Source organism: Amycolatopsis sp. cg9 (assembly GCF_041346945.1).
GTDB lineage: Bacteria > Actinomycetota > Actinomycetes > Mycobacteriales > Pseudonocardiaceae > Amycolatopsis.
The window spans coordinates 4,340,242-4,362,608 of sequence record NZ_CP166850.1; the positions used below are offsets into that span (position 1 = coordinate 4,340,242).

Consider the following 22,367-nt stretch of genomic DNA (forward strand, 5'->3'; position numbering starts at 1 on the left):
CACTGGCGGCCGCGCCGAACTCTGCCACCATCGGCCGGGATGACTTCTCCCGAGGACACCGGCTGGCGCCGGCTCGACCCGCCCCTGCCGACCCCGTGGAGCGGCGACGTCGCTGCGGACAACGCGCTGCCCGAGTACCCGCGGCCCCAGCTGACCCGGCCCCGCTGGCAGAACCTCAACGGCGTCTGGGAGTACGCGGGCTGGCCGTCGTCGCCGGACGAACCACGGCCGTCCGGGTACGCCGAGCGGATCCTGGTGCCGTTCCCGCCGGAGTCGGCGTTGTCGGGAATCGGCCGACGCGACGAAGTCCTCTGGTACCGGCGGCTCTTCGAGGTCCCGCCCGGCTGGACCGGCTCCCGGGTCCTCCTGCACTTCGGCGCGGTCGACCAGACGGCGAAGGTGTGGGTCAACAACCAGCTCGTCGCGACGCACGAAGGCGGCTACACGGCGTTCAGCGCGGACATCACCGACGTCCTGCGCGCCTCGGGTCCGCAGGAGCTGACCGTGCGCGCCGAGGACCGCACCGACATCGAGCCCTTCCCGGTCGGCAAGCAGCGCAACACCCCCGGCGGCATCTGCTACACCGCGTCGTCCGGAATCTGGCAAACGGTCTGGCTGGAGCTGGTGCCCAACCACCGCGTCGACCGGCTGGACCTGACCCCGGACCTGACCGGCGTGACGGTGTTCCCGCAGGTCACCGGCGGTGCCGAGGTCGTTGTCGCAATTTCGGCAAACGGCACGGAGGTAGCGCGGGCGTCGGGAGCGGCCGGGACGTCGGTGCGCGTTGACGTCCCGTCGCCACGCCTCTGGACCCCCGACGACCCGCACCTCTACGAGCTGCGCGTCGAGCTCCGGGACCGGCACGGCGCTCTCCTCGACGAAGTCGGCAGCTACACGGGCCTGCGGACGATCGGCTTGGTCCCGGACGAGCAGGGCCGCCCGCGGATCGCTCTCAACGGCCATGTCACTTTTTTGCACGGACCGCTCGACCAGGGCTATTGGCCGGACGGCATCTCCACCGCGCCCACCGACGAAGCCCTGCGCTTCGACCTAGAGAAGACGAAGGAACTGGGCTTCAACTTCGTCCGCAAGCACGTCAAGGTGGAGCCGGCCCGCTGGTACTTCTGGGCCGACACGCTGGGCTTGGTCGTCTGGCAGGACATGCCGTCGCTGACGGTGTCGTTCGACGGCCCGCCCGGGATCGCGCCGGACCCGGTGCCGCTGGCCCGTGAACGGTTCGAAGCAGAACTGATCAAAATGATCACACAGCTGCGGGCGGTCCCCTCGATCGTCGGCTGGGTGCCGTTCAACGAGGGCTGGGGCGAGTTCGACACGGCCCGTGTCGCGAAACTGGTCAAAGCCCTGGACCCGACGCGTCTGGTGATCGCGAACAGCGGCGTCAACTGCTGCTTCTCCCGCCCGGACACCGGCGCGGGCGATGTCTACGACGACCACACCTACGTCGGCCCCGGTGACCCCGCGGTCCACGACGCCCGAGCGATCGTCGACGGCGAGTACGGCGGTCTCGGCCTGGTCCTCGACGACCACCGCTGGCCGGGCCCGCCGAACGCGTACGAAATGACGCCGACGCGGGAGCGGCTCACCGAACGCTACGCGGAAGTGAGCGCGGCCCTCGAGCGCGTGGTGGCGGAGCGCGGGTTGTCCGGTGCGGTCTACACCCAGACGACCGATGTCGAAAACGAGGTCAACGGCCTGCTGACGTACGACCGCCGGGTGGTCAAAGTGGACCCGGCCGTGGTCGCGAAGTGCGCCAAGGCGGTGATCGAGGCGGGCTCGCGCTGACCGGCTTTTCGCTGGTCAGCGCCGTGGTCAATTTTCGGCAACCGCGCTGAGCAGGCTGTTTCGCCCGTGGTCGAGCGCCGACAACAACGCGCCGCGCAGCGCCGCCGAGTCCGTCACTTCGCCGGCTTCGACCCGGACCGGGCCAGGGGTCATGGCGCGGACCGTTCGCCGGATTTCGGCGACGAGGGCCGCCCGGCTCCCGGCCGGCCCGCCCAACAGCACGAGGTCCGGATCGACGATGGTGCAGATCGCGGCCACAGCCCGGCCGAGCGTCGCGCCGAGCAGCCGCAGCCGTTCCGCGGCGACGGCGTCCTCGGCGGCTTTATCGAGCGTGGTCAAAATTGCGCCAACGTCCAGCGAGGGCGCATCCGGCCGGCCGAACCCCAGGTCGGCGAGTGCGGCGGCCAGCGTCGACCCCGAGTTGTCCAGGTAGCCGATCTCGCCCGCCAGTCCGTGCGCGCCCCGCACGAGCTGGTCGCCGACGTAGAGGCTCACGCCGAGCCCCGCGCCGACGTAGACGTACGCGAAGCTCTTCGCCTCCCGCGCGGCGCCCTCCCGGCGTTCGGCGAGCGCCGAGAAGTTGACGTCGTTGTCGAGCAGCACACCGGGCCCGACCTCCCCGGCCCGGAGCTTGCCCTCGGGGAACGGCGACCCCGGCAGCGCGACGACCTCGTGCGTGACCGGGTCCACCGGGTTGGCCACCGAGACCGCGGTCGCCCGCACCGGCCCCGTCCCCGTGGCGCTCGCGGTGGCGACGGCGGCCCGGACCGCGGCGGTGATCGGCCGGCCGTCCGGCGCGTGCCGTTCGGTGGCCAGGACGGTGCCGGTCAGATCCGTCGTCACCGTGCGGATGCCCTGCTGGTTCACCTCCGCGGCGACGACGCGCCCGGCGTCGGCGGCCAGCTCGTAGAAAGTCGCGATCCGGCCGCGGCGGCCGGTCTGGTCGGTGCCGGTCGCCCGCAGCGCGCCCGCCGTCTCCAGCCGCCGGACGGACTCCGAGATCGTCGGTTTCGAGATCCCGGTCGCCGCGGCGAGCTCGGCGCGCGTGGTCCGGCCGTGGACGAAGACCTGGTCGAGCACCGCGCGGTCGGTCATGGCCCGCAGCATCGCCAGACGCGGGAGCGGCCGGTCGGGGTCGGACATCGCACCTCTTGTGGCGGGGAAGGAACTGGGGTTACCGTAGCCGGGACATTCTAGTAAGGAGTCCTAACCAAAAACGGAGGACGTCGATGACCACCACCGAGCTGCCCGCGAACCTGGCCGAGGCCGTCACGCGGACCAAGCAGGAGCTGCGCGCCCGGGTCGGCGACGTCGCCGGCGCGTTCGCCGGGGTCCGCGACTGGATGCGGCGGGAGGTCGACGCCGTCGCCGCCGACCCGGCCGCCTTTCCCGTGGTTCGTTTTCGCGACATCGCCGAGGGGACCGTGCCGCAGCGGACGCTCGACGCGGTCCGCCGCCGCGGCTGCGCCGTCGTCAAGGACACCTTCCCGCGCGAAACGGCCGAAACCTGGGACGCCGAGCTCGCCGCCTACCTTGCCGACAACGACTTCGCCGGCACCTACCAGGGCCCGGCCGACGACGTCTTCGCCGGGCTCGCCTCCGGTCAGCCGCAGATCTACCCCGTGTACTGGTCGAAGCCGCAGATCCAGGCCCGCCAGCACGAGCACATGGTCGCCGTCCGGCGCTTCCTCAACTCCTTCTGGCGGCACGAGTCGCAGGGTCGCGTCTGGTTCGACCCCGACCGCGACACGGCCTACCCCGACCGCATCCGCCGCCGCGCGCCCGGCTCGGCGTCGCTCGGCCTGTCCGCCCACACCGACTCCGGTTCGGTCGAACGCTGGCTGCTGCCCGCCTACCAGCGGGTCTTCCGGCACGTCTTCGACGGCGACTGGCGCGCCTACGACCCCTGGGACGGCGCTCACCGCACCGAAGTCGACGAGTACCCGTCGACGGTGATGTGCTCGGCCTTCCGCACCTTTCAAGGCTGGACGGCGTTGTCGGAAATGCGACAAGGCGACGGCGTGCTGCACGTGGTGCCGATCCCGTCGGCGATCGCCTACGTCCTGCTCCGCGCGCTCCAGGACGACATCCCCGACGACGACCTCTGCGGCGCGGCCAACGGCCAGGCGCTGCCGGTCGACGACAAGTACCACAACGACCTGCTGCCGGCCTTGACGTCGATTCCCGACGTCGAACCGGGCGACACGGTGTGGTGGCACGGCGACGTCGTCCATGCCGTCGCCGACGGCACCAATCCGGACCGCTGGGGAAACGTCATGTACATCCCGGCGAGCCCGCATTGCGCGAAGAACGCCGCGTACGCCGAAAAATGCGGCCGCGCTTTCCTGACCGGCGCGAGCCCGGGCGATTTCGCGCCCGAAGACTACGAAGTGAACTGGACCGGCCGGGCCACGGTCGACGACCTCGACGCCATCGGCCGCGATCAGCTCGGGTTGTGAACGGGGGCCGCGCCGGGGCGGAGGCCATCGCCCCGGCGCGGCGGGCCGGCTACAGGTGCAACCAGAGCCCCAGTACGTGGATGTGCCCGTGGTGATGGTGGTGCCCGACGCACAGCAGCAGGCAGTGGCGGGCCTGGACGTCCGCGGCGGTCCGCGGCGCGGCCGACGCGGTCCCCACCGCGGGGCCGGCCAGCAGCAGCCCGAGTGCCACGGGGAACGCGGCCAGCGCGGCGCGGCGTCTGGAGGTGATCATGGGGTGGTCCCTTCTCCCGCACGTCGACGCCGGAATGGCGTCGTGAGAAGTATTCGGTGCGGCGAAGGGAAACGGCAGGCTGATCACCCGGGATCCGCCCGTCCGGCTCACGAAAACCATTTTCGACTACGTTTGCGTGATACCCGGACGGCCGCTGTTTCCCGCCGATCCGGTGAATTCCGGCGACGGCGGGGGACCGGTGTCCCCCGCCGCGGTGTCAGGCCGGGAGCGCCGCTTCGATGGCCTTGACGACGGCCTCGTCCTCGGGCTCGGTGCGCGGCCGGAAGCGGGCCAGGATCTCGCCGTCCGCGCCGACCAGGAACTTCTCGAAGTTCCACTGGACGTCGCCCGCGGCACCCTCCGCGTCGGCGGCCTTGGTCAGTTCCGCGTAGAGCGGGTGCTGTCCCTCGCCGTTCACGTCGATCTTCTCGAACAGCGGGAACGTGACCCCGTAGGTCGTCGAGCAGAACGTCTGGATCTCGTCCGCGCTGCCCGGTTCCTGCCCGGCGAACTGGTTGCACGGAAAACCGACCACGGAGAAGCCCTGGCCGCCGAAGCGTTCCTGCAGCCGCTCGAGCCCGGAGTACTGCGGGGTCAGGCCGCACTTCGACGCGACGTTGACCACGAGCAGCGCCTTGCCGGCGAGGGAGCCCAGCGAGCTGTCCTGCCCGTCGAGGGTCTTGACCGGAATTTCGTGGATTCCCATGGGGCCCTTTCAGTCGTGCTTCAGCGCCCGGGCGTCGAGGTGCCCGAACGGTCCGTCGTCGGCGCGGTAAGCGGCGGCGAGTTCTGCGGCCCGCGCGCGGTCGCCGCGGCGCAGCAGCCCGGCCAGCGCGTCGAAGCGCTCGGTGTGCACCGCCGCGCGGCGCCGGGCGTAGTCCGCGGCGGAGTCCTTGGTGACCATGAACGCCCAGTCGCTTTCCAGCGCCAGCATCGCCTCGGCCACCGCCTGGTCGGCGACGGTGTCCCGGGCTGTCGTCCCCAAATCGGCAACGAGGTCGAGCAGCCGCCGCTGGAGCGCCGCGTTGGCCTCGACCATGTCCTTGACCTGCTCGCCGTCCCAGACCCGCCAGTCCTTGCCCGATCCCCACGACGACGCGGGCAGGTCGATCGGCTCGCCGACGTGACCGGCCTCGATCGCGCCCTTCAGCGTCGTCACGCGGACACCGGCCTCGGGGAGCGCCCGCAGCACGCCTTCCAGCCAGGCCGGACCTTCGTGCCACCAGTGCCCGAACAGCTCGGTGTCGTACGCGGCGACCACGAGCGCCTCTCGCCCGTGCTGCGCCTTCAGCGAACGCAGCCGCGTCACGACCGTTTCGACGAAGTCCTTGACGTGCTGCTGCAGCACGTCCGCGGCGAGCGCGGGGTCGTAGGGCGCCTTGTCCTGCGGCTCGACCGTCTTGCCGGTGACCCGCGCCGCCTTCAGCCCGACCTCGTGCTGCCAGGTGTGGAAGTCGCGGTACGCGGCGTGCCCGGGGTACCCGGCCTTCGGCGACCAGACGCGGTAGGTGACTTCGAGGTCCCGCCCGAAACTGACCACGTCGCTCGCGCCGACCGGCCGCGCGGCCCAGGTCTCGCCGCGCAGCGACGGGCCGTCGACCATGAACCGCCGCACGCCGGCAGCGGCGTAGTCGGTTTCCATCCCCGGCGCGTAGCCGCACTCCGGCGCCCAGATCCCCTCGGGTCGCGACCCGAGCCGCAGCGCCGTGTCGTCGAGCCCCGCGTTCAGCGCGAACTCGCGGACCCGCGGGTCCAGCAACGGCTGGAACGGGTGGGCCAGCGGACCCCCGAGCAGCTCGATCGTCGAATTTTCGACCAGGGAACGCAGGACCGGGGAGAAGCCGTGCCGCCAGCGGGTCCCCAGCTCTTCGGCGGCGCGGACCGCGGTCCGGTGCTCGGCCGCCGCGAGCTCGCGCAGCAGCGGGTCGCCGCGCCACAACGTCGCCGCGTGCTGGGCGCGCAGCTGCCAGTGGCCGAGCCAGTCGTGGAACGCGCGGATGCTGTACGGGTCGTCGAGCTGCGCGGCCAGCACCGGCGTCACGCCCAGCGTCAGCACGTCCCGGCGCCCTTCGGCGGCGAACCGTTCGAGCAGGTCGACCATCGGCAGGTACGAATGCGCCCACGCCTGGTACAGCCATTCCTCGCCGACCGGCCAGGTCCCGTGGTGCGGCAGCCATGGCAGGTGGCTGTGCACGACGAGGCAGAACGTCCCTTCGCTCATCGGCGCACCGCCACGGCGATCAGGTCGAGGCTCGCGTCGATGTCGTCCCCGTGGATGTCGAACCCGGACGCTTCGATCGCCGCGACATCGGCGAGCAGCGCCGCCGGCCAGACGGCCTGGCCCGGCAGCTCGCCCATGACCACGTCGAGCTGGGCGTCGATGATCGAACCGCCGTACCGCTCGTCGAGCGCGCGCACGGCCTCGCCGTGGTGCAGCCCGTGCAGCGTCTCGACCTCGAAGCCGGCGTCGTCGAGCAGCCCGGCCAGTTCGGACGGCGCCAGTTCACGGGTGTGGAACGGGTTCAGCGGCGTGTCGCTGTCCGGCGTGAACGTCAGCCGGTTCGGGGTCGTGACCAGCAGTTTGCCGTTTTTCGGCAAGACCCGCCGGCACTCGGCGAGGAACCCGGCCTGGTCCCACAGGTGCTCGATGACCTGGAAGTTGGCCACGACGTCGACCGCGCCGTCCCGCACCGGCAGGAACGCCAGGTTCGCCCGCGCGACGCCGAGCTCCGGGTAGCGGCGGGCGACGTGCTCGGTGGTCGGCACGTCGTAGTCGAGCGCGAGCACCCGGCGGGCCTTCGTCGCGAGCAGGCTCGCGCCGTAACCCTCGCCGCAGCCGGCTTCGAGCACCGTCGCGTCCGCGCAGTGGGGGAGCAGGGCGGCGTACGCGGCTTCGTGGCGCTTGAACCAGTAGTTCTCCTCGGCGATGCCGGGGACGGTTCGTTCACCCGTCAGGTGCAGCGCCTCGGCCCGGGTGGCTGGGGTGGTCACCTGCGCGACCATAGCGGGTGTCACGTCCGGCCCGGCCGTGTCGTTCCGTGGTCATGCAACGGACCATCACCCGCGTTCTGCTCGTCTTCTTCGGCCTGGTCGAGGCCGTGGTCGGAATTTGGCCACTGGTCTCGCCCATGGGCTTTTACCAGGACTTTCCCGGGTTTCGCACCGGCTGGGTCGCCATGGACGGCGCCTTCAACGAGCACCTCCTGCGCGACTTCGGCGGCCTCAACCTGGCCCTCGCCGCGCTGCTGATCGGCGCCGCCGTGATCGGCACCACAGCCGTGGCGCGGCTGGCCGGCGTGGCGGGGCTGCTCTTCGGCCTGCCGCACTTCCTCTACCACCTCGGCCACGTATCGCACTTCGAGCGGATCGACCAGGTGCTGATCATCGCGATGACCGGGCTCGGCGTCGTGGTCCCGCTCGTGGTCCTGCTGGTCCCGGGCCGGCGGGTCAGCCCACCGGCGACACCGTGATGCCGAGCGCGCCCGGGCCGAGGTGCGCGCCGATGACCGTGCTCGCCTCGACTACCATGCTCTCGGCCATCGCGGGCACCCGGCGTTCGATCTGCCTGCCGATCTCGAGTTCGTGGTCGCTGGCGCCGAACCGGGTCACGGCGATGTCGGCGCGGAACCCGCCGGACTTCTTCACCGCGAGGTCGACCATCTTGGCCAGGGCCCGCCGCGTGCCGGGGACCCTGGCCAGCGGCGCGACCTCGCCGTCCTTGACGGTGAGCAGCGGCTTGATCGAGAACGCGGTGCCGATCATCGCCTGCGCGGCGCCGATCCGCCCGCCCCGGCGGAGGTACTCCAGCGTGTCGACGTAGATGAACTCGGTGCTGGTGAAGCACCGGCGTTCGGCGGCTTCGATGACGCGCGCGGCGTCGGCGCCGGCCGCGGCCGCCCGAGCTGCCGACACCACCGCGAAGCCCAGGCTCATGCCGGTGGTGCGGCTGTCGAGGACGTGCACCGGGATGCGGACCTGCTGGGCGGCGTCCCGCGCCGCGCGGACGGTGTCGGACATGCGGCCGGAGATGTGGATGCTGACGATGGCGGTCGCGCCGGCGGCGGCCGCTTCCTGGTAGGTCCAGAAGAACGCCCCCGGATCCGGGGGCGAAGTGGTGAGGACTTGCCCCGCTCTCAGCGCGTCGATCACCTCGCCGCGGTCGAAGCGGTTTTCGTCGTCGAAGTGACCACCCAGGTTCAGCTGGATCTGGACGACCCCGATCGCCCAGCGGGCGGCGACGATGTCGGGCAGGCAGGAGCTCGAGTCGGTGATGACGGCGATGCGCGCGGGCATGGGTGGGGAGGTTAATGCCTGACATCCACTGCGAGTAGGCCGTGGTTGGTCCGATCGGACGAACGGCTGTTCAAGTGGGGTAACCGGTCGACTACTGGGACGATAGTCCCACTAGATTGCGCATCCAGGTGAATGGCGTCACCTCGGCGGGTACTCAGCCCCGAATGGCCCTAATCTACCGGCCAGTAGAGCACTGTCCCGTGGTCGACCGCGGGCCACGAACCGGGAGGTCGAAGCAGACCCATGACCAACATCGTCGTCCTGGTCAAGCAGGTACCGGACACCTACTCGGAGCGGAAGCTCAACGGGTCCGACCACACCCTTGACCGCGAATCCGCCGACGCCGTGCTCGACGAGATCAACGAGAAGGCCGTCGAAGAGGCGCTGAAGATCAAGGAAGCCGGCGAGGGCGAGGTCACCGTGATCTCGGTGGGCCCGGACCGCGCGACCGACGCCATCCGCAAGGCGCTGTCCATGGGCGCCGACAAGGCCATCCACGTCTCGGACGAGGCGCTGCACGGCTCCGACGCGATCGCCACCGCCAAGGTGCTCGCCGCCGCGATCGGCAAGGTCGAAGGCTTCGACCTGGTCATCGCCGGCAACGAGTCCTCCGACGGCCGCGGCGGCGCCGTCCCGGCGATCCTCGCCGAGCTGCTCGGCCTGCCGCAGGTCACCTACGTGCGCGAGCTGACCGTCGACGGTTCGACGATCAAGGCGACCCGCGAGACCGAGGACGGCCTCACGCACCTCGAGGCGAACCTGCCCGCGATCGTGAGCGTCGGCGAGAAGATCAACGAGCCGCGCTACCCGTCGTTCAAGGGCATCATGGCCGCGAAGAAGAAGCCGGTCGAGACGTTCACCATCGCCGACCTGGGTGTCGACGCGGGCGACGTCGGTCTCGGCAACGCGTGGTCCACCGTGACCGAGTCCGCTCCGAAGCCGCCGCGCACCGCGGGTGAGAAGGCCGAGGACGAGGGTGACGGCGGCACCAAGGTCGCCGAGTACCTGGTCGGCCAGAAGCTCATCTGACAACGGCTCTTCGAGGAGGAACAAGAACATGGCTGAAGTACTCGTCCTCGTCGACCACGTCGACGGTGAGGTCAAGAAGGTCACGCTCGAGCTGCTGACCGCCGCCCGCGCGCTCGGTGAGCCGTCGGCCGTCGTCGTCGGCCCGACCGGCACCGCCGCCAAGGCGAAGGAGGCGCTGGCTTCGCACGGCGCCGCCAAGGTGTACGTCGCGGAAGGCGACGACGCCGCGAACTACTTGGTCACGCCGAAGGTGGACGTGCTCGCCGCGCTCGCGCAGCAGGCGTCCCCGGCCGCCGTGCTCGTCACCGCCAGCGGTGAGGGCAAGGAGGTCGCCGCCCGCCTGGCCGTGCGCCTGGGCTCCGGCCTGATCTACGACGCCGTGGGCGTCAACGGCGACGGCGTCATCGACCAGTCCATCTTCGGTGGCGCGTTCTCGGTGAAGTCCAAGTCCGCGAAGGGCGCGCCGGTCGTGTCCATCCGCCCGGGTGCGGTCGAGGCCGAGCCGGCCGAGGGCGCGGCGGCCGAGGAGTCCGTCGAGATCCCCGCGGTCGACGCGGCGAAGGCCACCAAGATCACCGGCGTCGAGCCGGTGACCGGCGGTGACCGTCCGGAGCTCACCGAGGCATCGATCGTGGTCTCCGGTGGCCGCGGTGTCGGTTCGGCGGAGAAGTTCGACGTCGTCGAGAAGCTGGCCGACTCGCTCGGCGCGGCCGTCGGCGCCTCGCGCGCCGCGGTCGACTCCGGCTACTACCCGGCGCAGTTCCAGGTGGGCCAGACCGGCAAGACCGTGTCGCCGCAGCTGTACATCGCGCTCGGCATCTCCGGCGCGATCCAGCACCGCGCCGGCATGCAGACGTCGAAGACGATCATCGCCGTCAACAAGGACCCGGAGGCGCCGATCTTCGAGATCGCCGACTTCGGCATCGTCGGCGACCTGTTCAACGTCGCGCCGCAGCTGACCGAAGCGGTCGAGAAGCGCAAGGGCTGATCCAGCTCTTCGGAAGGGCCTCCCGGGACGTCCCGGGAGGCCCTTCCCGCGTTTTCGGGACCTGAGAGAAGCCTGAGAACCCGCCATTAACTGAACGTGCACTAATCGGTCATCGGATGGCACTCTCCGCGGCTTCCTACGCGCGGGTACACCTTGACCATGACGACGTCACAGCTTCTCGTCAGCACTGATCAGGCGGGTGTCGAGCTCCCCGCGGACGCTCCCCGGTACTCCCTCCTCGTCGCCCACGCGAACGACGAAGTGGTCGCCGCGCAACGGCTGCGGCACCGCGTTTTCGCCGAGGAAATGGGGGCGCGCCTGCACTCGCTCCGGCCCGGTCTCGACGTGGACGAGTTCGACGAGTTCTGCGACCACCTCGTGGTCCGCGACGACAACACGGGCGAGATCGTCGGCTGCTACCGGATGCTGCCGCCCGAACGCGCCGCGCAGGCCGGGAAGCTCTACGCCGACAGCGAGTTCGACCTGGGCGCGCTCGACGGGATCCGGCCGCACCTGGTCGAAACCGGCCGCTCCTGCGTGCACCCGGACCACCGCAGCGGCGCCGTCGTCAGCCTGGTCTGGGCCGGCATCGCCCGCTACATGCTGCTTTCCGGCCACCGGTACCTCGCCGGCTGCGCGTCCGTCCCGCTGGTCGACGGTGGTTCCTTCGCCGCCGGCGTGTGGGACCTCCTGCAGGCCAAGCACTATTCGGACGAGGCCACCCGCGTCTCGCCGCTGACCCCGTGGGGCGCGTCGGAGATCGAACGCCCGGCGCGCGCGACGCTGCCGCCGCTGATCAAGGGTTACGTCCGGCTCGGTGCCAAGGTCTGCGGGCCGCCCGCCCTCGACGCCGACTTCGGTGTCGCGGACTTCTTCGTCCTGCTGGACCTGCACAACGTCGACGAGCGGTACCTGAAGTTCTTCCTCGGGACCCAGGGATGAGCCACGCGTGGATGCCGACGTCCCCCTGCGGTGACGGCTGCCTGACCGACGGCGACGCGATCGTCGGCCTCCCGCGCCGCATCGTGCGTTTCGCGGCGGCGATCACCGCCGTGCTCGCGGCGCTGCTGTCGGCGCCGCTGCTGCTGGTGCCGTGGGGCCGCGAACGCCGCATCCGGCTGATCTTCCGCGCCGTGCTGCGGGCGTTCGGCGTCCGCCTGGACGTCCACGGCGGCGCCGACTTTCTGACCACGCCCGCCGGCCGCGGCGCGCTGGTGGTCAACAACCACATCTCGTGGCTGGACATCGTCGCGATCAACGCGCTGCGCCCGATGCGCGCGCTGGCCAAGAAGGAGATCGCGGGCTGGCCGGTGCTGGGCGGCCTGGTCCGCCGCGGCGGCAGCATCTTCCTCGACCGCGAGCGGCTGACGACGTTGCCCGCCACGATGGCCTCGCTCGCCGACGCACTCCGGACGGGTTCGCTGGTCAGCGTGACCCCGGAAGGCACGACGTGGTGCGGCCTGGCCTCGGGCCGCTTCACGACGGCGACGTTCCAGGCGGCCATCGACGGCGGTGTCCCGGTGCGCCCGATCGCGCTGCGGTACCGCCTCGCCGACGGCCGCGAGACCAGCCGCCCGGCGTTCATCGGCCCCGAGTCGCTGATCGCGTCGCTGCGCCGGGTCGCCGCCCTGCGCGGCCTCGTCCTCGAAGTCCACATCTGCCCGGAGATCGCCCCCGGCCGCGCGGAAAACCGCCGCGAGCTGGCGGCCCTCGCCGAGGCGGCGGTCCATTCCGCGCTGGGCACGGTCCAGATCCCGGCCCAGCAGCGCCGCCGCACCCCGCGCCGCCAGCCGGCGCCCCTCGCTTCGCCTCCCGCGAAGTGATCCGGGCCCTGTCGCCGCGATCCGGCGACAGGCCCGGTTCAGCCGCGCTCAGCCGACGGTGATCGTGAGCTTCCCGCCGGGGTGCCCACCCTCGCTTTCGGTCTGCGCGGCGGCCGCGTCGGCGAGCGGGTAGCTCGTGCCGTGCGCGAGACCGACCCCGCGGTCGGTCACCCAGCCGGCGATCCCGGTCAGGACCTCGCGGGTCTGCTCACCCCCGCTGGAGAACGTGATCCCCAGCTCGAAGGCGGCCGCGTCGGCGATCGTGATGACCCGCTCCTTCGTGCCCCGCAGCTCGACGGACCCGGGCAGCACCCCGTGCCCGGCGGCGTCGAACACGGCGTCCACCGACCCGGACGCGGCCTCGCGGACGCGCTCCTCCCAGCCGTCGCCGTAGAGCACGGGGATGACGCCGAGCGACTTCAGGTCGTCGAGGCTCCGGCTCCCACCGGTCCCGATGACGGTCACACCCTGCGCGACAGCGACCTGAGCGGCGAACCGCCCGACCGTGCCGCTGGCGCCGTGGAGCAGCAGCGTCTCGCCCTCGCGGACGCCCAGCAGCCCCAGGACGCGCAGCGCGGTCTCCCCGGCGACCGGCAACGCCGCGGCGTCCGCCCACGAAAGGCTCGCCGGCTTCGGCGCGAGCGTCTTGGCCAGCGCGTACTCGGCGTAGGCGCCGGTCTCGGACCAGCCGAACACCTCGTCGCCGACGGCGAAGTCCGCCCCCGCGCCGACGGCGTCGACGACCCCGGCGACCTCGAGGCCAGGCGTGTGCGGGAAGGAGACCTGGAAGTTCTGCTGCATGAAGCCGCTGCGGATCTTCCAGTCGATCGGGTTGACACCGGCGGCCCGCACGGCCAGCCGCACCTGCCCCGGGCCGGGCTCCGGCACCGGCACCTCGGACAGCTGCAGGACGTCCGGTCCGCCGTAAGCGGAGAAGGTGATCGCTCGCATGGTGTTCGGCACTCCTCGGTTCGTGAGTCTTCGAATGTCCTCTGCACGCAGTCAACTCGCCCCGCCGGTCCCGCCGAACCACTCGGACGAGCAGTGTTCACTAGCCGGACGAGCAGGCCACCCGGCGGCGGACACGCCTACCTTGGACCGCATGGACGCTTCCTGGTCGGATCCGCGGCACGTGCTCGACGTCGTCGACCGCCTGCTGTCGGCCCCTCGGCCCCAGTTCCTCAGCCGGTTCTCCACGGAGCTGGCCAGGCTGGTCCCGCACCGCGCCGCCGCGATGCAGACGGGCGACTGCCCCCGCAGCCCGCTCAAAGTCATCGGCGACGAGACGATCACCGCGACCGTGACGAGCGTCGAGCTGCAGCGCCTGGTCGACCGCAGCGAGCCGGGCAAGGCCCTGGTCATCGACGGCGACCTCGGCGGCACCGAACGCCGCATCGTCCTGCTCGCGTCGACCCCGGCCATCGGCAAGGGCGCCGTGCTCGCCGTGGTGCCGGAGCCCGGGGAACTGCACGCCGCCGACCTGGAGCTGGCCGCGCAGCTGTGGCACATCGTCAGCACGGACGCGGCCCAGCGCGCGACGGACCCGGGCCCGGACGTCCTGGCCAGCAGCCTCGCCGCGGCCTCCGCACGAGCCCAGGCGATCACCGACCTCGGCCAGACCCACGCGGCGACGTTGACCACGCTCCTGGCGGTGCTCCGCTCCGGACGTCTCTCCGACACTGTCGCCCGCCGCACGGCGGTCGACCTCGCGGCCGACGCGCTGCTCTCGCTCAAAGGCGTGGTCGACCGCGACCAGGTCCTGTCGGTGGAACAGGCGGACGCCGCCTTCGCGGTACTGAAGACGCAGCTGGCCGACCTGGTACGCCACACGGAGGTCGCCGTCGACCTCGCCGACCCGATCGGCGACGCGTCCCTCCCGCAGGACATCGCCCACACGGCCCGCACCCTGACCCGCGGCCTGGTGCTCGCCGCCTTGGACCGCCCGACGACCACCCGCCTCCGAGCGTCCTGGCGCCTGGACGGAACGACGCTCCGCATCACGGTCCGTGACGACTGCCCGGACGTCGCCGACGCGATCCCGGCCCGCGGCCTCACCGACCGCCTCACGGCCCTGGGCGGCCACTGGGAAGTCGACGCGGTGCCCGGCTGGGGCACGACGATCACGGCGGTCCTCCCGCTCGGCGTGGCCGAACCGCCGGAGCTGCGCCCGCTGGACCGTCTCAACCCGCGCGAGCTCGAGGTCCTGTCAGGAATTTCCCAGGGCTTGCGCAACCGCCAAATCGCCGAACAGCTGCAGCTCAGCGAGCACACGGTCAAGTTCCACGTCCGCAACATCCTCGACAAGCTGAACGTGACCTCCCGCGGCGAGGCCGCCGCCCTGGCCCGCGACCTGCCGCTGGACCAGGTGGTCCACCGCACCGCTTGAGGCGGCTTGACCTCCAGCGGGCTGGAGGTTGCACGCTGCTGATCATGGCCTCGACGATCGACTCCGCGCCCCGCCGCCGAAGCGTGCTGTGGAGCGCGGAACACCGGCTGACCACGATCGCCCTGCTGCTCGTCGTCACGTTGGTCGCTTTCGAGAACATGGGCGTGGCGACGGCGATGCCGACCCTGGTCGCCGACCTCGACGGCCTGGCGCTGTACTCGTGGCCGTTCACGATCTTCCTGATTTCCAGCGTGGTCGCGACGGTGCTTTCGGGCCGCATCGGCGATCGCCGCGGCCCCGCACCGGCGTTGCTCGCAGGTCCAGCGCTGTTCGCGACCGGCCTGATCGTCGCGGGAGCGGCGAACGGCATGCCGGTCTTCCTACTCGGCCGCGCCCTGCAGGGCTTCGGCTCGGGGCTGCTCCTGGTCTCGATCTCGCTCTTGATCGCGCTGACGTTCACCGACCACGAACGCCCGGTCATCTACGCGGTCAACGCGGCCGCCTGGGTCCTGCCGGCGGTCATCGGCCCCTCGGTCGCCGGCCTGGTGACGGTGAGCATCGGCTGGCGCTGGGTCTTCCTCGGCCTGGTCCCGCTCGTGGTCGTCGGAGCGGTCATGCTGCTCGTGGTCGTCCGCCGGCTGCCCACCCACACGCCCGCCCCTGACGGTCGCCGCGCGAGCGTGCCCCAAGCGATCATCGCTGCCTTCGGCGTCGCGGCACTGACGTGGGCGGCCCAGCATCACTCCCTCCTCGCCCTCGCTTACGGCACGCTGGGCCTCGTTGCCTTGGGCTACGCCCTCCGAACCCTCCTGCCGAGCGGCACACTGACCTCCCGCCCGGGCCTGCCGACAGTCGTCGCCTCGCGCGCCCTGATTGCGGGCGCGTACGCCGGGATGGAGGCGTACCTGCCCCTGACGATGAGCGCGGTCCACGGCTACAGCCCGGCACTCGCCGGCCTGCCCCTGACCATCACGGCTTTGGGCTGGTCCGCGGCCTCGGCAGCCCAAGGCCGCTACCTCAACTGGTCGAGAGAGGCCTCACTGCGCACGGGGTTTTGGCTGGTCGCGGCCGGGCTCGTCTGCTTCGGCCTGGTCTCGCAACCCTGGTGCCCCGGCTGGCTCGCGTTCGTGGCCTGCGCGGTCGGTGGCGCCGGCATGGGGATCGCGATGCCTGCGATCTCGGTTCTCCTGCTGCGCTATTCACCCGAAGGTGAACGCGGGTTCAACACCTCAGCGATGCAACTCGCGGACTGGGTGGGCTCCGCCCTGCTGATCGGCTTGGGCGGCGTCTTGCTCGGCGTGGTCGGCTCGGTTCTCGACCCATCGCCGGCGATGGCCCTGCTCACGGTCGCATTGGCAGCGCTCGCGCTGATGGGCGTCCGGCTGACTGGTCGGTGGCCGTCGAAGGTGTGACAGCCCACTTCGAGGGCCAGGGTGGGCTTGGTCACGCGCTGAAGCGGACTACCCTGGTGGAGCGATGACCTATCTCGACCACGCGGCGACCACTCCGATGTTGCCCGAAGCCATAGCGGCGATGACCGAGGCGCTGTCCACCGTGGGCAACGCCTCCGCGCTGCATTCTTCGGGCCGCCGAGCCCGGCGGATGGTCGAAGAAGCCCGCGAAACCATCGCTGACGCGCTGGGCGCTCGTCCCTCCGAAGTGATCTTCACCGGCGGCGGCACCGAGAGCGACAATCTCGCGATCAAAGGCATCTACTGGGCTCGTCACGATGAACGAGAGCAACGACGTCGCGTCTTGTGCGGTGCCGCGGAGCACCACGCGGTGCTCGACACCGTCGAATGGCTCGAAACCCACGGTGGCGCCGAGGTCGTCTTGCTCGACGTCGACAGCCAGGGGCGGGTTTCGCCTGACGTCCTTCGCGCTGCCATCGCCGCGGATCCCGAGACCGTGGCGTTGGTCACCGTCATGTGGGCCAACAACGAGGTCGGCACCATCAACCCGATCGCTGACCTGGCCGCGGTGTGTGCCGAGTTCGAGATCCCGTTCCACACCGACGCGGTTCAGGCTGTCGGCGCGGTTCCGGTCGATTTCGCCGCCAGCGGCGCAGCCGCCCTGACCTTGACCGGGCACAAGCTGGGTGGGCCGATCGGAGTGGGAGCACTCTTGCTCGGACGGGATGTGACTTGCGTGCCTCTGCTGCACGGCGGCGGCCAGGAACGCAACGTCCGCTCCGGCACCTTGGACGTTCCGGCGATCGTGGGGTTCGCGGCCGCAGTGCGAACCAGCGTCACCACCCGCGCCGACTACGCCAAGCGCGTCGAGGGGCTACGGGACGAACTCGTTGAGGCGGTCCGCCGCGAAATTCCCGACGTGGTCCTCAACGGGGGAGACGGCGAAAGGCTGCCCAGCCACGCTCATTTCACGTTCCCTGGGTGTGCCGGCGACAGCTTGCTGATGCTGCTCGACGCCAAGGGCATCGAATGTTCGACGGGGTCGGCATGCACTGCAGGCGTCGCCCAACCGAGCCATGTGCTACTCGCCATGGGGGCTGACCCAGCCGCGGCCCGCGGCTCCCTCCGTTTTTCTCTCGGTCACACATCCACTGCCGCGGATGTCGAGGCAGTGGCCGCCGAGATCGGTGGAGTCGTCCTGCGCGCACGGCAGGCCGGCCTCGCCGGAATGCGCAAGCAGACCCAGAAGCAAGAGGTGTAAGGCAATGCGGGTTTTGGCCGCGATGAGCGGAGGAGTGGACTCGGCAGTCGCCGCAGCGCGCGCTGTGGACGCCGGACACGATGTCGTCGGCGTGCACCTGGCGCTGTCGGCCAAACCGGGAACCTTGCGGACCGGCTCGCGCGGGTGCTGCACGATCGAGGACTCGCACGATGCCCGGCGAGCCGCGGATATTCTTGGCATTCCTTTCTACATCTGGGATTTCGCCGAGCGCTTCACCGAAGAGGTCGTCGAGACCTTCGTCGGTGAATACGCCGCCGGGCGTACCCCCAACCCGTGTGTGACCTGCAACGAGAAGATCAAGTTCGAAGCCCTTCTCGAGAAGGCGATGGCGCTCGGGTTCGACGCGGTCGCCACCGGCCACTATGCACGGCTGTCGGTTATCGACGGTGTGCCTGAGCTGCGCCGTAGCGCGGACAGTGGCAAGGATCAGTCCTACGTGCTCGCCTCCCTCACAGCGGAACAGCTCAGCCACGCCATGTTCCCGCTCGGCGACTCCTGGAAGTCCGATGTCCGGGCCGAGGCAGAGCGGCGAGGCCTGTCCGTTGCCAACAAGCCTGACAGCCACGACATCTGCTTCATCCCGGACGGCGACACCAAGAAGTTCCTGGAGAACCGTTTGGGACAGCGTCCCGGCGAGCTCGTCGACGCGGAGACCGGTGCGGTCCTCGGCCGGCACACCGGAGTGCACGGATTCACCGTTGGCCAGCGCAAGGGCCTGGGGATCGACGCTCCGGCGCCGGACGGTCGTCCGCGGTACGTCCTGTCGCTCGAACCGGTGTCCGGCTCCGTCAAGGTCGGTCCCGCAGCCGAGCTCGGCGTCAAGGTCATCGAGGCTGATCGGGCGATCTGGCCCAGCGGCAGGCCGCTGACCGAACCGACCGAGTGCGTGGTCCAGGTCAGGGCTCACGGGGGCATCGTCGACGCGGTCGCCGACGTGGACTCCGACACCATGACGGTGCACCTGCGTGAGCCGCTTCGCGGGGTCGCGCCGGGCCAGGTCGTCGTTCTCTACCGGCCGGATTCCGAACACGGGGACGTCGTCTTGGGCAGTGCCAAGATTTCTGGCACTCGCTGACGGACCATCACTTCCGAGTCTTCCTTCGGCTTCGATTGCCTCGTCGCCGGTCCGGCTGGATCGACGGTGGCGTCGTCGAATGCACCTGCCCCGCCGGCGTCGCGACGTTCACGGTGCCGTCCGAGGTGACTTCGTAGTCCCAGCCGGGTTGCCTCTTCAGCCTACGGTGTCGTGCGCAATAGGTGACAGGCTGATCCGCCGTTCCTTCGGCCCCGCCCCCGGGACGCGTCGCTTCGATCCCGCAGTTCTGTGCCGGACGGGTACACCCCGGCTGCCGGCATTCCTGGTCGCGGACCCGGATGAACTCGTCGTGGTGAAGGGGATAACGGGTCGGAGAAAGTTCGAGCGCCTGACCGGTGCGCGGGTCGGTGAGAACCCGTCGCAATGCCGTGTTGGGTCCGCCGATGATGTTGCGGGCCACCGCGGCGGCGATGGGCCCGCGGCCTGCCAGAGCCGCTGGCGTCTCGCTGAGGCCGAGGTAGGTGTCCAGGTCGATGTGCAGGAAGACCTCGGTGCGCTCGCTCGGGCCACCCGCGCCGCTGAGCAGCAGATCCATGGCCACATCCGCGCGGAGCTGATCCAGGGTGCGCGCCTCTTGCGGAGTCTTCAGTGCTCGAGCGGCCCGATCGATGCGCGCGTACGCAGCGGTCGCCTTCTCGATGGGAGCGTTGTTGACTGAAATGTGGGTCACGCCGGTGTCCTGGTGGTGCAGTACGAATCGCCGCTCGACCAGTTTTTGCTCAGTGCGGAGGGCTGCACCTTCCGGGTCGGCTTGCGCGGCCGCGTAGGTTGCCGCTCGCCGGACCTGGGTGGCGTTCTTTCCCGGGACTCGGTCCTCGAGCGTCGCATCGACGGCGCCAACGTGTTCTTGGGATAGCCACGCCGTCGCGTCGGTGACCTTCATGGCGCGGTAGAGGTCGAGTCTGCCGTCGTCCATGAGGTTCAGCATCCGGGGGAACCGGACGATCAGTGCGCTGGCGGCCGAAACGATGGCTCTGGCGCGATGTTCGGTTATCGACAGCGCAAGTGCTACTTCCGAAGCTGCGCTGGGCTCCTGTCTCCGGCGCACGCTCAGATCTGCGATCGCTCTCAGCTGAACGGCTTGCAGCTTGGAGATTTCCGCATCGGTATCGCGGATGAGGGCGACGACTTGGTCATCTTTCATGCGCTGCAACGAATCCGGGTCACATCGGACCGAGCGCAGCATCATGGGTGGTCTGTCGTCCTTGCTCGTGGAGTCAGTCGCAGGGACGAGCTTGTGTACTGGTTGTGAAGGTGCCATGGGGCCGACCGTACGACGGCTCGCAACAAAAGTCATCGAGATTCGCGAAAAAGGGTGGCGAGAGGGCGCGAACGGTCCTTTCGCGCCCTTCACGGCTTGACGTAGTGCAATTAATTCGGAATGGTTCGCGTGCGCGGACGTCCGTGTCCCGACGTGCAGGAGGTGGACTTGAGTGACTTGGTGTCCGAAGTGGACAAAATTGAGTTCGGTCGCGGTGGGTGGTGCAGCTCAAAGCTTGAGCTTGAATCCCGTGTGGCTCGGTGTGAAGCCGAGCCGTTCATAGAAGCGATGCGCGTCCGTCCTGGACGTGTCGGACGTGAGCTGCACGAGTGCGCATCCGCGCCGCCGCGACTCGGCGATCGCCCAGTGCATGAGGTCGGCGCCGAGTCCGGAGCCACGGTGGTCCGCGTGGATCCGTACGGCCTCGATCTGACCGCGGAGCGCGCCTCGCCGGGCCAGGCCGGGAATGATCGTCAGTTGCAGCGTTCCGACCGGCTCGTCATCGGACGCGACGACAATCAGCAGTTGGTTGGGATCCCTGACGATTTCATCGAAGGCATGCAGATAGGGATCGAGGTCGTCAGGGTCGTCTCGGGTAGCGCCCAGCTGGTCGTCCGCCAGCATGCGCACGATTGCACCGATGTCCTCACGCCGTGCCCTGCGAATCACGTATTCGGTCACGGCGCCAGTATCACAGCGCGCGGGTGAACCCTTGATAGCTGTACTCGAAACCGAAGCGTGCGTAGAACTCCCGCAGATCGCCACGCGTGAGTCCGGAATCCAGGTGGACACGCGCGCAGCCGCGGCGGCGGGCTTCATCGATACCCCAGGTCAGGAGCGCGCTCGTCACGCCGCGTCGGGCGGCGCGGATACCCTCGAGCAGGCCGCGGGTCGCGCCGTTCCATGAGAGTCCTCGAAGCACCGTCAGCTGTGCGGTACCCACGACGCCGTTGTCGTCTTCGGCCACGACCAGCGCGACATGAGGGGTGTTCATGAGCTCACGGAGTGTGGCCGCCAACGGATCACCCGGCGCGCCGAACAGGCGCTCAAGCGCCTCGATGTCCGTGGTTCGGGCGCGTCTGATGACATCCATTTCACCCAGTATGCAGGACGCCCAATGATGGTTGTCCCTGTTACGGGGCGGCTACTCCCGGTGCTCCCTACGCGATCATCAAGCGACCGTGTAGTGCCGAACGCCGTCGACGGTCTGCGTGTTCAGTTTTCCTTGCGACGCCAGCAGGTCGAGGTGGGCGGCGGTTTCCAGCACCGCGAGCATCCGGTTGAACGAGTCCATTTCGGACAGCTTGCGGTTCCGGCGGGTCCAGCCGACCCGGTGCGCGGCTTCATTGGCGGTGGTAGCGCCGGCCGCGATCTGCGATCCCATCGTCTCGAGGCGCTGCCGATGGTGCTCAAGCAGTTCGTCGACTCGTGTGTGCACGCTGTCGGACACAGGGCCGTGCGCCGGCAGCATGCGGCGGTCCGGCATGGCGCGCACCAGGCGGAGGGAACCGATGAAGTCGTTGAGCGGCAACTCGGCGGGCACAGGCTGGAACCCGATCGAGGGCGTGATGTGCGGCAGCACGTGGTCGCCGGAGAACAAAAGTTCGGCGGTGTCGTCGACGAAGACCACGTGCCCGGCCGTATGCCCGGGCGTGGCGACGACGTCGAACTCGCGTCCGGGAAGGATCGGCCGACGGCCCGGTGTCAGCCACTCGTCGGGCGCCTCCCAGAGGTCGGCCTCCGTGTGACGCCGGTTCGTGCCGAACTCCCGGGCGAGCGCTTCTACGACTTCGCCGGCGCCGGCTTGGAACAGGAGATCGACCTGGGCCTCCATCGGCAACCGGTCGGGATTGCCTGATGCCTTGAGCGACGGTTCTTCGTCCTGGCCGAGGGCGATCTTCGAGCCGAATTCACGACGGAGGACCACGGCCTGCGAATAGTGGTCCCGGTGCACGTGGGTGACCAGGAATTCGCTCACGTCAGCGAGTTCCGCGCCGATGCCGCCGAGGGAATCAGCAAGCTGTTGCCGGGCCACGTTCAGCGCCCAACCCGAATCGACAAGCACGAGCTTCTCGCCATCGGTGACCGCGTACACGTTGACCGCGCGCAGACCGTCGTTCGGCAGCGGCAACGGGATCCGGTAGACACCAGCCGAGACCTCGTAGATCCCGGGCTCGGTCCAGTTCCGGTCGCTGTTTTCCGGCAACGGTTCCACGGTGACCTCCGTCCCGGCGAGACTGCGGCGTCCCGGCCCTTCTTCACATTGAGCCGTGCCGGGCCCG

General features: G+C 70.0%; 22 protein-coding genes. 11 read left to right on the top strand and 11 right to left on the bottom strand.

From position 1 onward, the window contains the following. Window positions 1-39 precede the first annotated feature (39 nt). On the top strand, window positions 40-1,803 hold the full coding sequence (locus AB5J73_RS20850; protein WP_370971393.1) for a glycoside hydrolase family 2 protein: 1,764 nt from the start codon (window positions 40-42) through the stop codon (window positions 1,801-1,803). A gap of 27 nt (window positions 1,804-1,830) precedes the next feature. On the opposite strand, the gene AB5J73_RS20855 is transcribed toward AB5J73_RS20850, so the two are convergent. After that, entirely contained in the window at window positions 1,831-2,946 is a 1,116-nt protein-coding gene (locus AB5J73_RS20855; RefSeq protein WP_370971395.1) for an ROK family protein, read from the bottom strand. 86 nt (window positions 2,947-3,032) lie between these two features. Here AB5J73_RS20855 and AB5J73_RS20860 point away from each other — a divergent pair, with 86 nt between their 5' ends. Continuing rightward, complete coding sequence (locus AB5J73_RS20860) at window positions 3,033-4,262, top strand: YbiU family protein (RefSeq protein ID WP_370971397.1); 1,230 nt, start codon at window positions 3,033-3,035, stop codon at window positions 4,260-4,262. A gap of 49 nt (window positions 4,263-4,311) precedes the next feature. Here the strand turns inward: AB5J73_RS20860 and AB5J73_RS20865 are convergent, their stop codons facing one another. From AB5J73_RS20865 to AB5J73_RS20880, 4 genes are all read right to left on the bottom strand, one after another. Then, on the bottom strand, window positions 4,312-4,515 hold the full coding sequence (locus AB5J73_RS20865) for a hypothetical protein (RefSeq protein WP_370971398.1): 204 nt from the start codon (window positions 4,513-4,515) through the stop codon (window positions 4,312-4,314). A gap of 217 nt (window positions 4,516-4,732) precedes the next feature. Next, window positions 4,733-5,221, bottom strand: coding sequence for a glutathione peroxidase (locus AB5J73_RS20870; protein WP_370971400.1), 489 nt, complete (start codon window positions 5,219-5,221; stop codon window positions 4,733-4,735). A gap of 9 nt (window positions 5,222-5,230) precedes the next feature. Next, complete coding sequence (locus AB5J73_RS20875) at window positions 5,231-6,736, bottom strand: 1,4-alpha-glucan branching protein domain-containing protein (RefSeq protein ID WP_370971401.1); 1,506 nt, start codon at window positions 6,734-6,736, stop codon at window positions 5,231-5,233. Continuing rightward, entirely contained in the window at window positions 6,733-7,506 is a 774-nt protein-coding gene (locus AB5J73_RS20880) for a methyltransferase domain-containing protein (protein ID WP_370971403.1), read from the bottom strand. The genes AB5J73_RS20875 and AB5J73_RS20880 overlap by 4 nt, the downstream gene beginning before the upstream one ends. 53 nt (window positions 7,507-7,559) lie before the next feature. Here AB5J73_RS20880 and AB5J73_RS20885 point away from each other — a divergent pair, with 53 nt between their 5' ends. Beyond that, window positions 7,560-7,985: a hypothetical protein gene (locus AB5J73_RS20885; RefSeq protein ID WP_370971405.1), complete on the top strand. Its 426-nt coding sequence runs from the start codon at window positions 7,560-7,562 to the stop codon at window positions 7,983-7,985. Here the strand turns inward: AB5J73_RS20885 and AB5J73_RS20890 are convergent. Further along, window positions 7,963-8,808, bottom strand: a complete 846-nt coding sequence (locus tag AB5J73_RS20890; RefSeq protein WP_370971407.1) for a DegV family protein — start codon at window positions 8,806-8,808, stop codon at window positions 7,963-7,965. The genes AB5J73_RS20885 and AB5J73_RS20890 overlap by 23 nt on opposite strands. Window positions 8,809-9,051: 243 nt before the next feature. Between AB5J73_RS20890 and AB5J73_RS20895 the strand changes: the two genes are divergently transcribed. From AB5J73_RS20895 to AB5J73_RS20910, 4 genes are all read left to right on the top strand, one after another. Next, on the top strand, window positions 9,052-9,837 hold the full coding sequence (locus AB5J73_RS20895) for an electron transfer flavoprotein subunit beta (protein WP_370971409.1): 786 nt from the start codon (window positions 9,052-9,054) through the stop codon (window positions 9,835-9,837). Between the two features lie 28 nt (window positions 9,838-9,865). Then, the gene (locus AB5J73_RS20900; RefSeq protein WP_370971411.1) at window positions 9,866-10,825 is read left to right on the top strand and encodes an electron transfer flavoprotein subunit alpha/FixB family protein; all 960 of its coding nucleotides are present in this window, start codon (window positions 9,866-9,868) and stop codon (window positions 10,823-10,825) included. Between the two features lie 159 nt (window positions 10,826-10,984). Further along, the gene (locus AB5J73_RS20905; protein ID WP_370971413.1) at window positions 10,985-11,767 is read left to right on the top strand and encodes a GNAT family N-acetyltransferase; all 783 of its coding nucleotides are present in this window, start codon (window positions 10,985-10,987) and stop codon (window positions 11,765-11,767) included. Beyond that, entirely contained in the window at window positions 11,764-12,648 is an 885-nt protein-coding gene (locus AB5J73_RS20910; protein WP_370971415.1) for a lysophospholipid acyltransferase family protein, read from the top strand. Before AB5J73_RS20905 ends, AB5J73_RS20910 begins: the two co-directional genes overlap by 4 nt. 48 nt (window positions 12,649-12,696) lie before the next feature. Here AB5J73_RS20910 and AB5J73_RS20915 read toward each other — a convergent pair whose 3' ends face one another. Further along, window positions 12,697-13,599, bottom strand: coding sequence for an NADP-dependent oxidoreductase (locus AB5J73_RS20915; RefSeq protein WP_370971417.1), 903 nt, complete (start codon window positions 13,597-13,599; stop codon window positions 12,697-12,699). Between the two features lie 151 nt (window positions 13,600-13,750). Here AB5J73_RS20915 and AB5J73_RS20920 point away from each other — a divergent pair, with 151 nt between their 5' ends. The 4 genes from AB5J73_RS20920 to mnmA all read left to right on the top strand — a co-directional run bounded on the left by AB5J73_RS20920 (window position 13,751) and on the right by mnmA (window position 18,803). Further along, entirely contained in the window at window positions 13,751-15,034 is a 1,284-nt protein-coding gene (locus AB5J73_RS20920; protein ID WP_370971419.1) for a LuxR C-terminal-related transcriptional regulator, read from the top strand. A 44-nt stretch (window positions 15,035-15,078) separates the two neighbouring features. Then, window positions 15,079-16,446: an MFS transporter gene (locus AB5J73_RS20925; protein ID WP_370971421.1), complete on the top strand. Its 1,368-nt coding sequence runs from the start codon at window positions 15,079-15,081 to the stop codon at window positions 16,444-16,446. Between the two features lie 64 nt (window positions 16,447-16,510). After that, the gene (locus tag AB5J73_RS20930; protein ID WP_370971423.1) at window positions 16,511-17,707 is read left to right on the top strand and encodes a cysteine desulfurase family protein; all 1,197 of its coding nucleotides are present in this window, start codon (window positions 16,511-16,513) and stop codon (window positions 17,705-17,707) included. Window positions 17,708-17,711: 4 nt separating this feature from the next. Beyond that, window positions 17,712-18,803 carry a tRNA 2-thiouridine(34) synthase MnmA gene (gene mnmA / locus AB5J73_RS20935; protein WP_370971425.1) on the top strand — a complete coding sequence of 364 codons (1,092 nt, stop codon included), beginning with the start codon at window positions 17,712-17,714 and terminating at the stop codon, window positions 18,801-18,803. A 7-nt stretch (window positions 18,804-18,810) separates the two neighbouring features. On the opposite strand, the gene AB5J73_RS20940 is transcribed toward mnmA, so the two are convergent. The 4 genes from AB5J73_RS20940 to AB5J73_RS20955 form a co-directional block, all read right to left on the bottom strand. Beyond that, on the bottom strand, window positions 18,811-20,010 hold the full coding sequence (locus AB5J73_RS20940; protein ID WP_370973256.1) for a DUF222 domain-containing protein: 1,200 nt from the start codon (window positions 20,008-20,010) through the stop codon (window positions 18,811-18,813). 303 nt (window positions 20,011-20,313) lie between these two features. Next, a complete protein-coding gene (locus AB5J73_RS20945; protein WP_370971427.1) occupies window positions 20,314-20,766 on the bottom strand; it encodes an N-acetyltransferase family protein in 453 nt (150 codons plus the stop codon). Window positions 20,767-20,776: 10 nt separating this feature from the next. Next, window positions 20,777-21,178 carry a GNAT family N-acetyltransferase gene (locus AB5J73_RS20950; protein WP_370971428.1) on the bottom strand — a complete coding sequence of 134 codons (402 nt, stop codon included), beginning with the start codon at window positions 21,176-21,178 and terminating at the stop codon, window positions 20,777-20,779. A 78-nt stretch (window positions 21,179-21,256) separates the two neighbouring features. Continuing rightward, entirely contained in the window at window positions 21,257-22,300 is a 1,044-nt protein-coding gene (locus AB5J73_RS20955; RefSeq protein WP_370971430.1) for an MBL fold metallo-hydrolase, read from the bottom strand. Window positions 22,301-22,367: the final 67 nt, after the last annotated feature.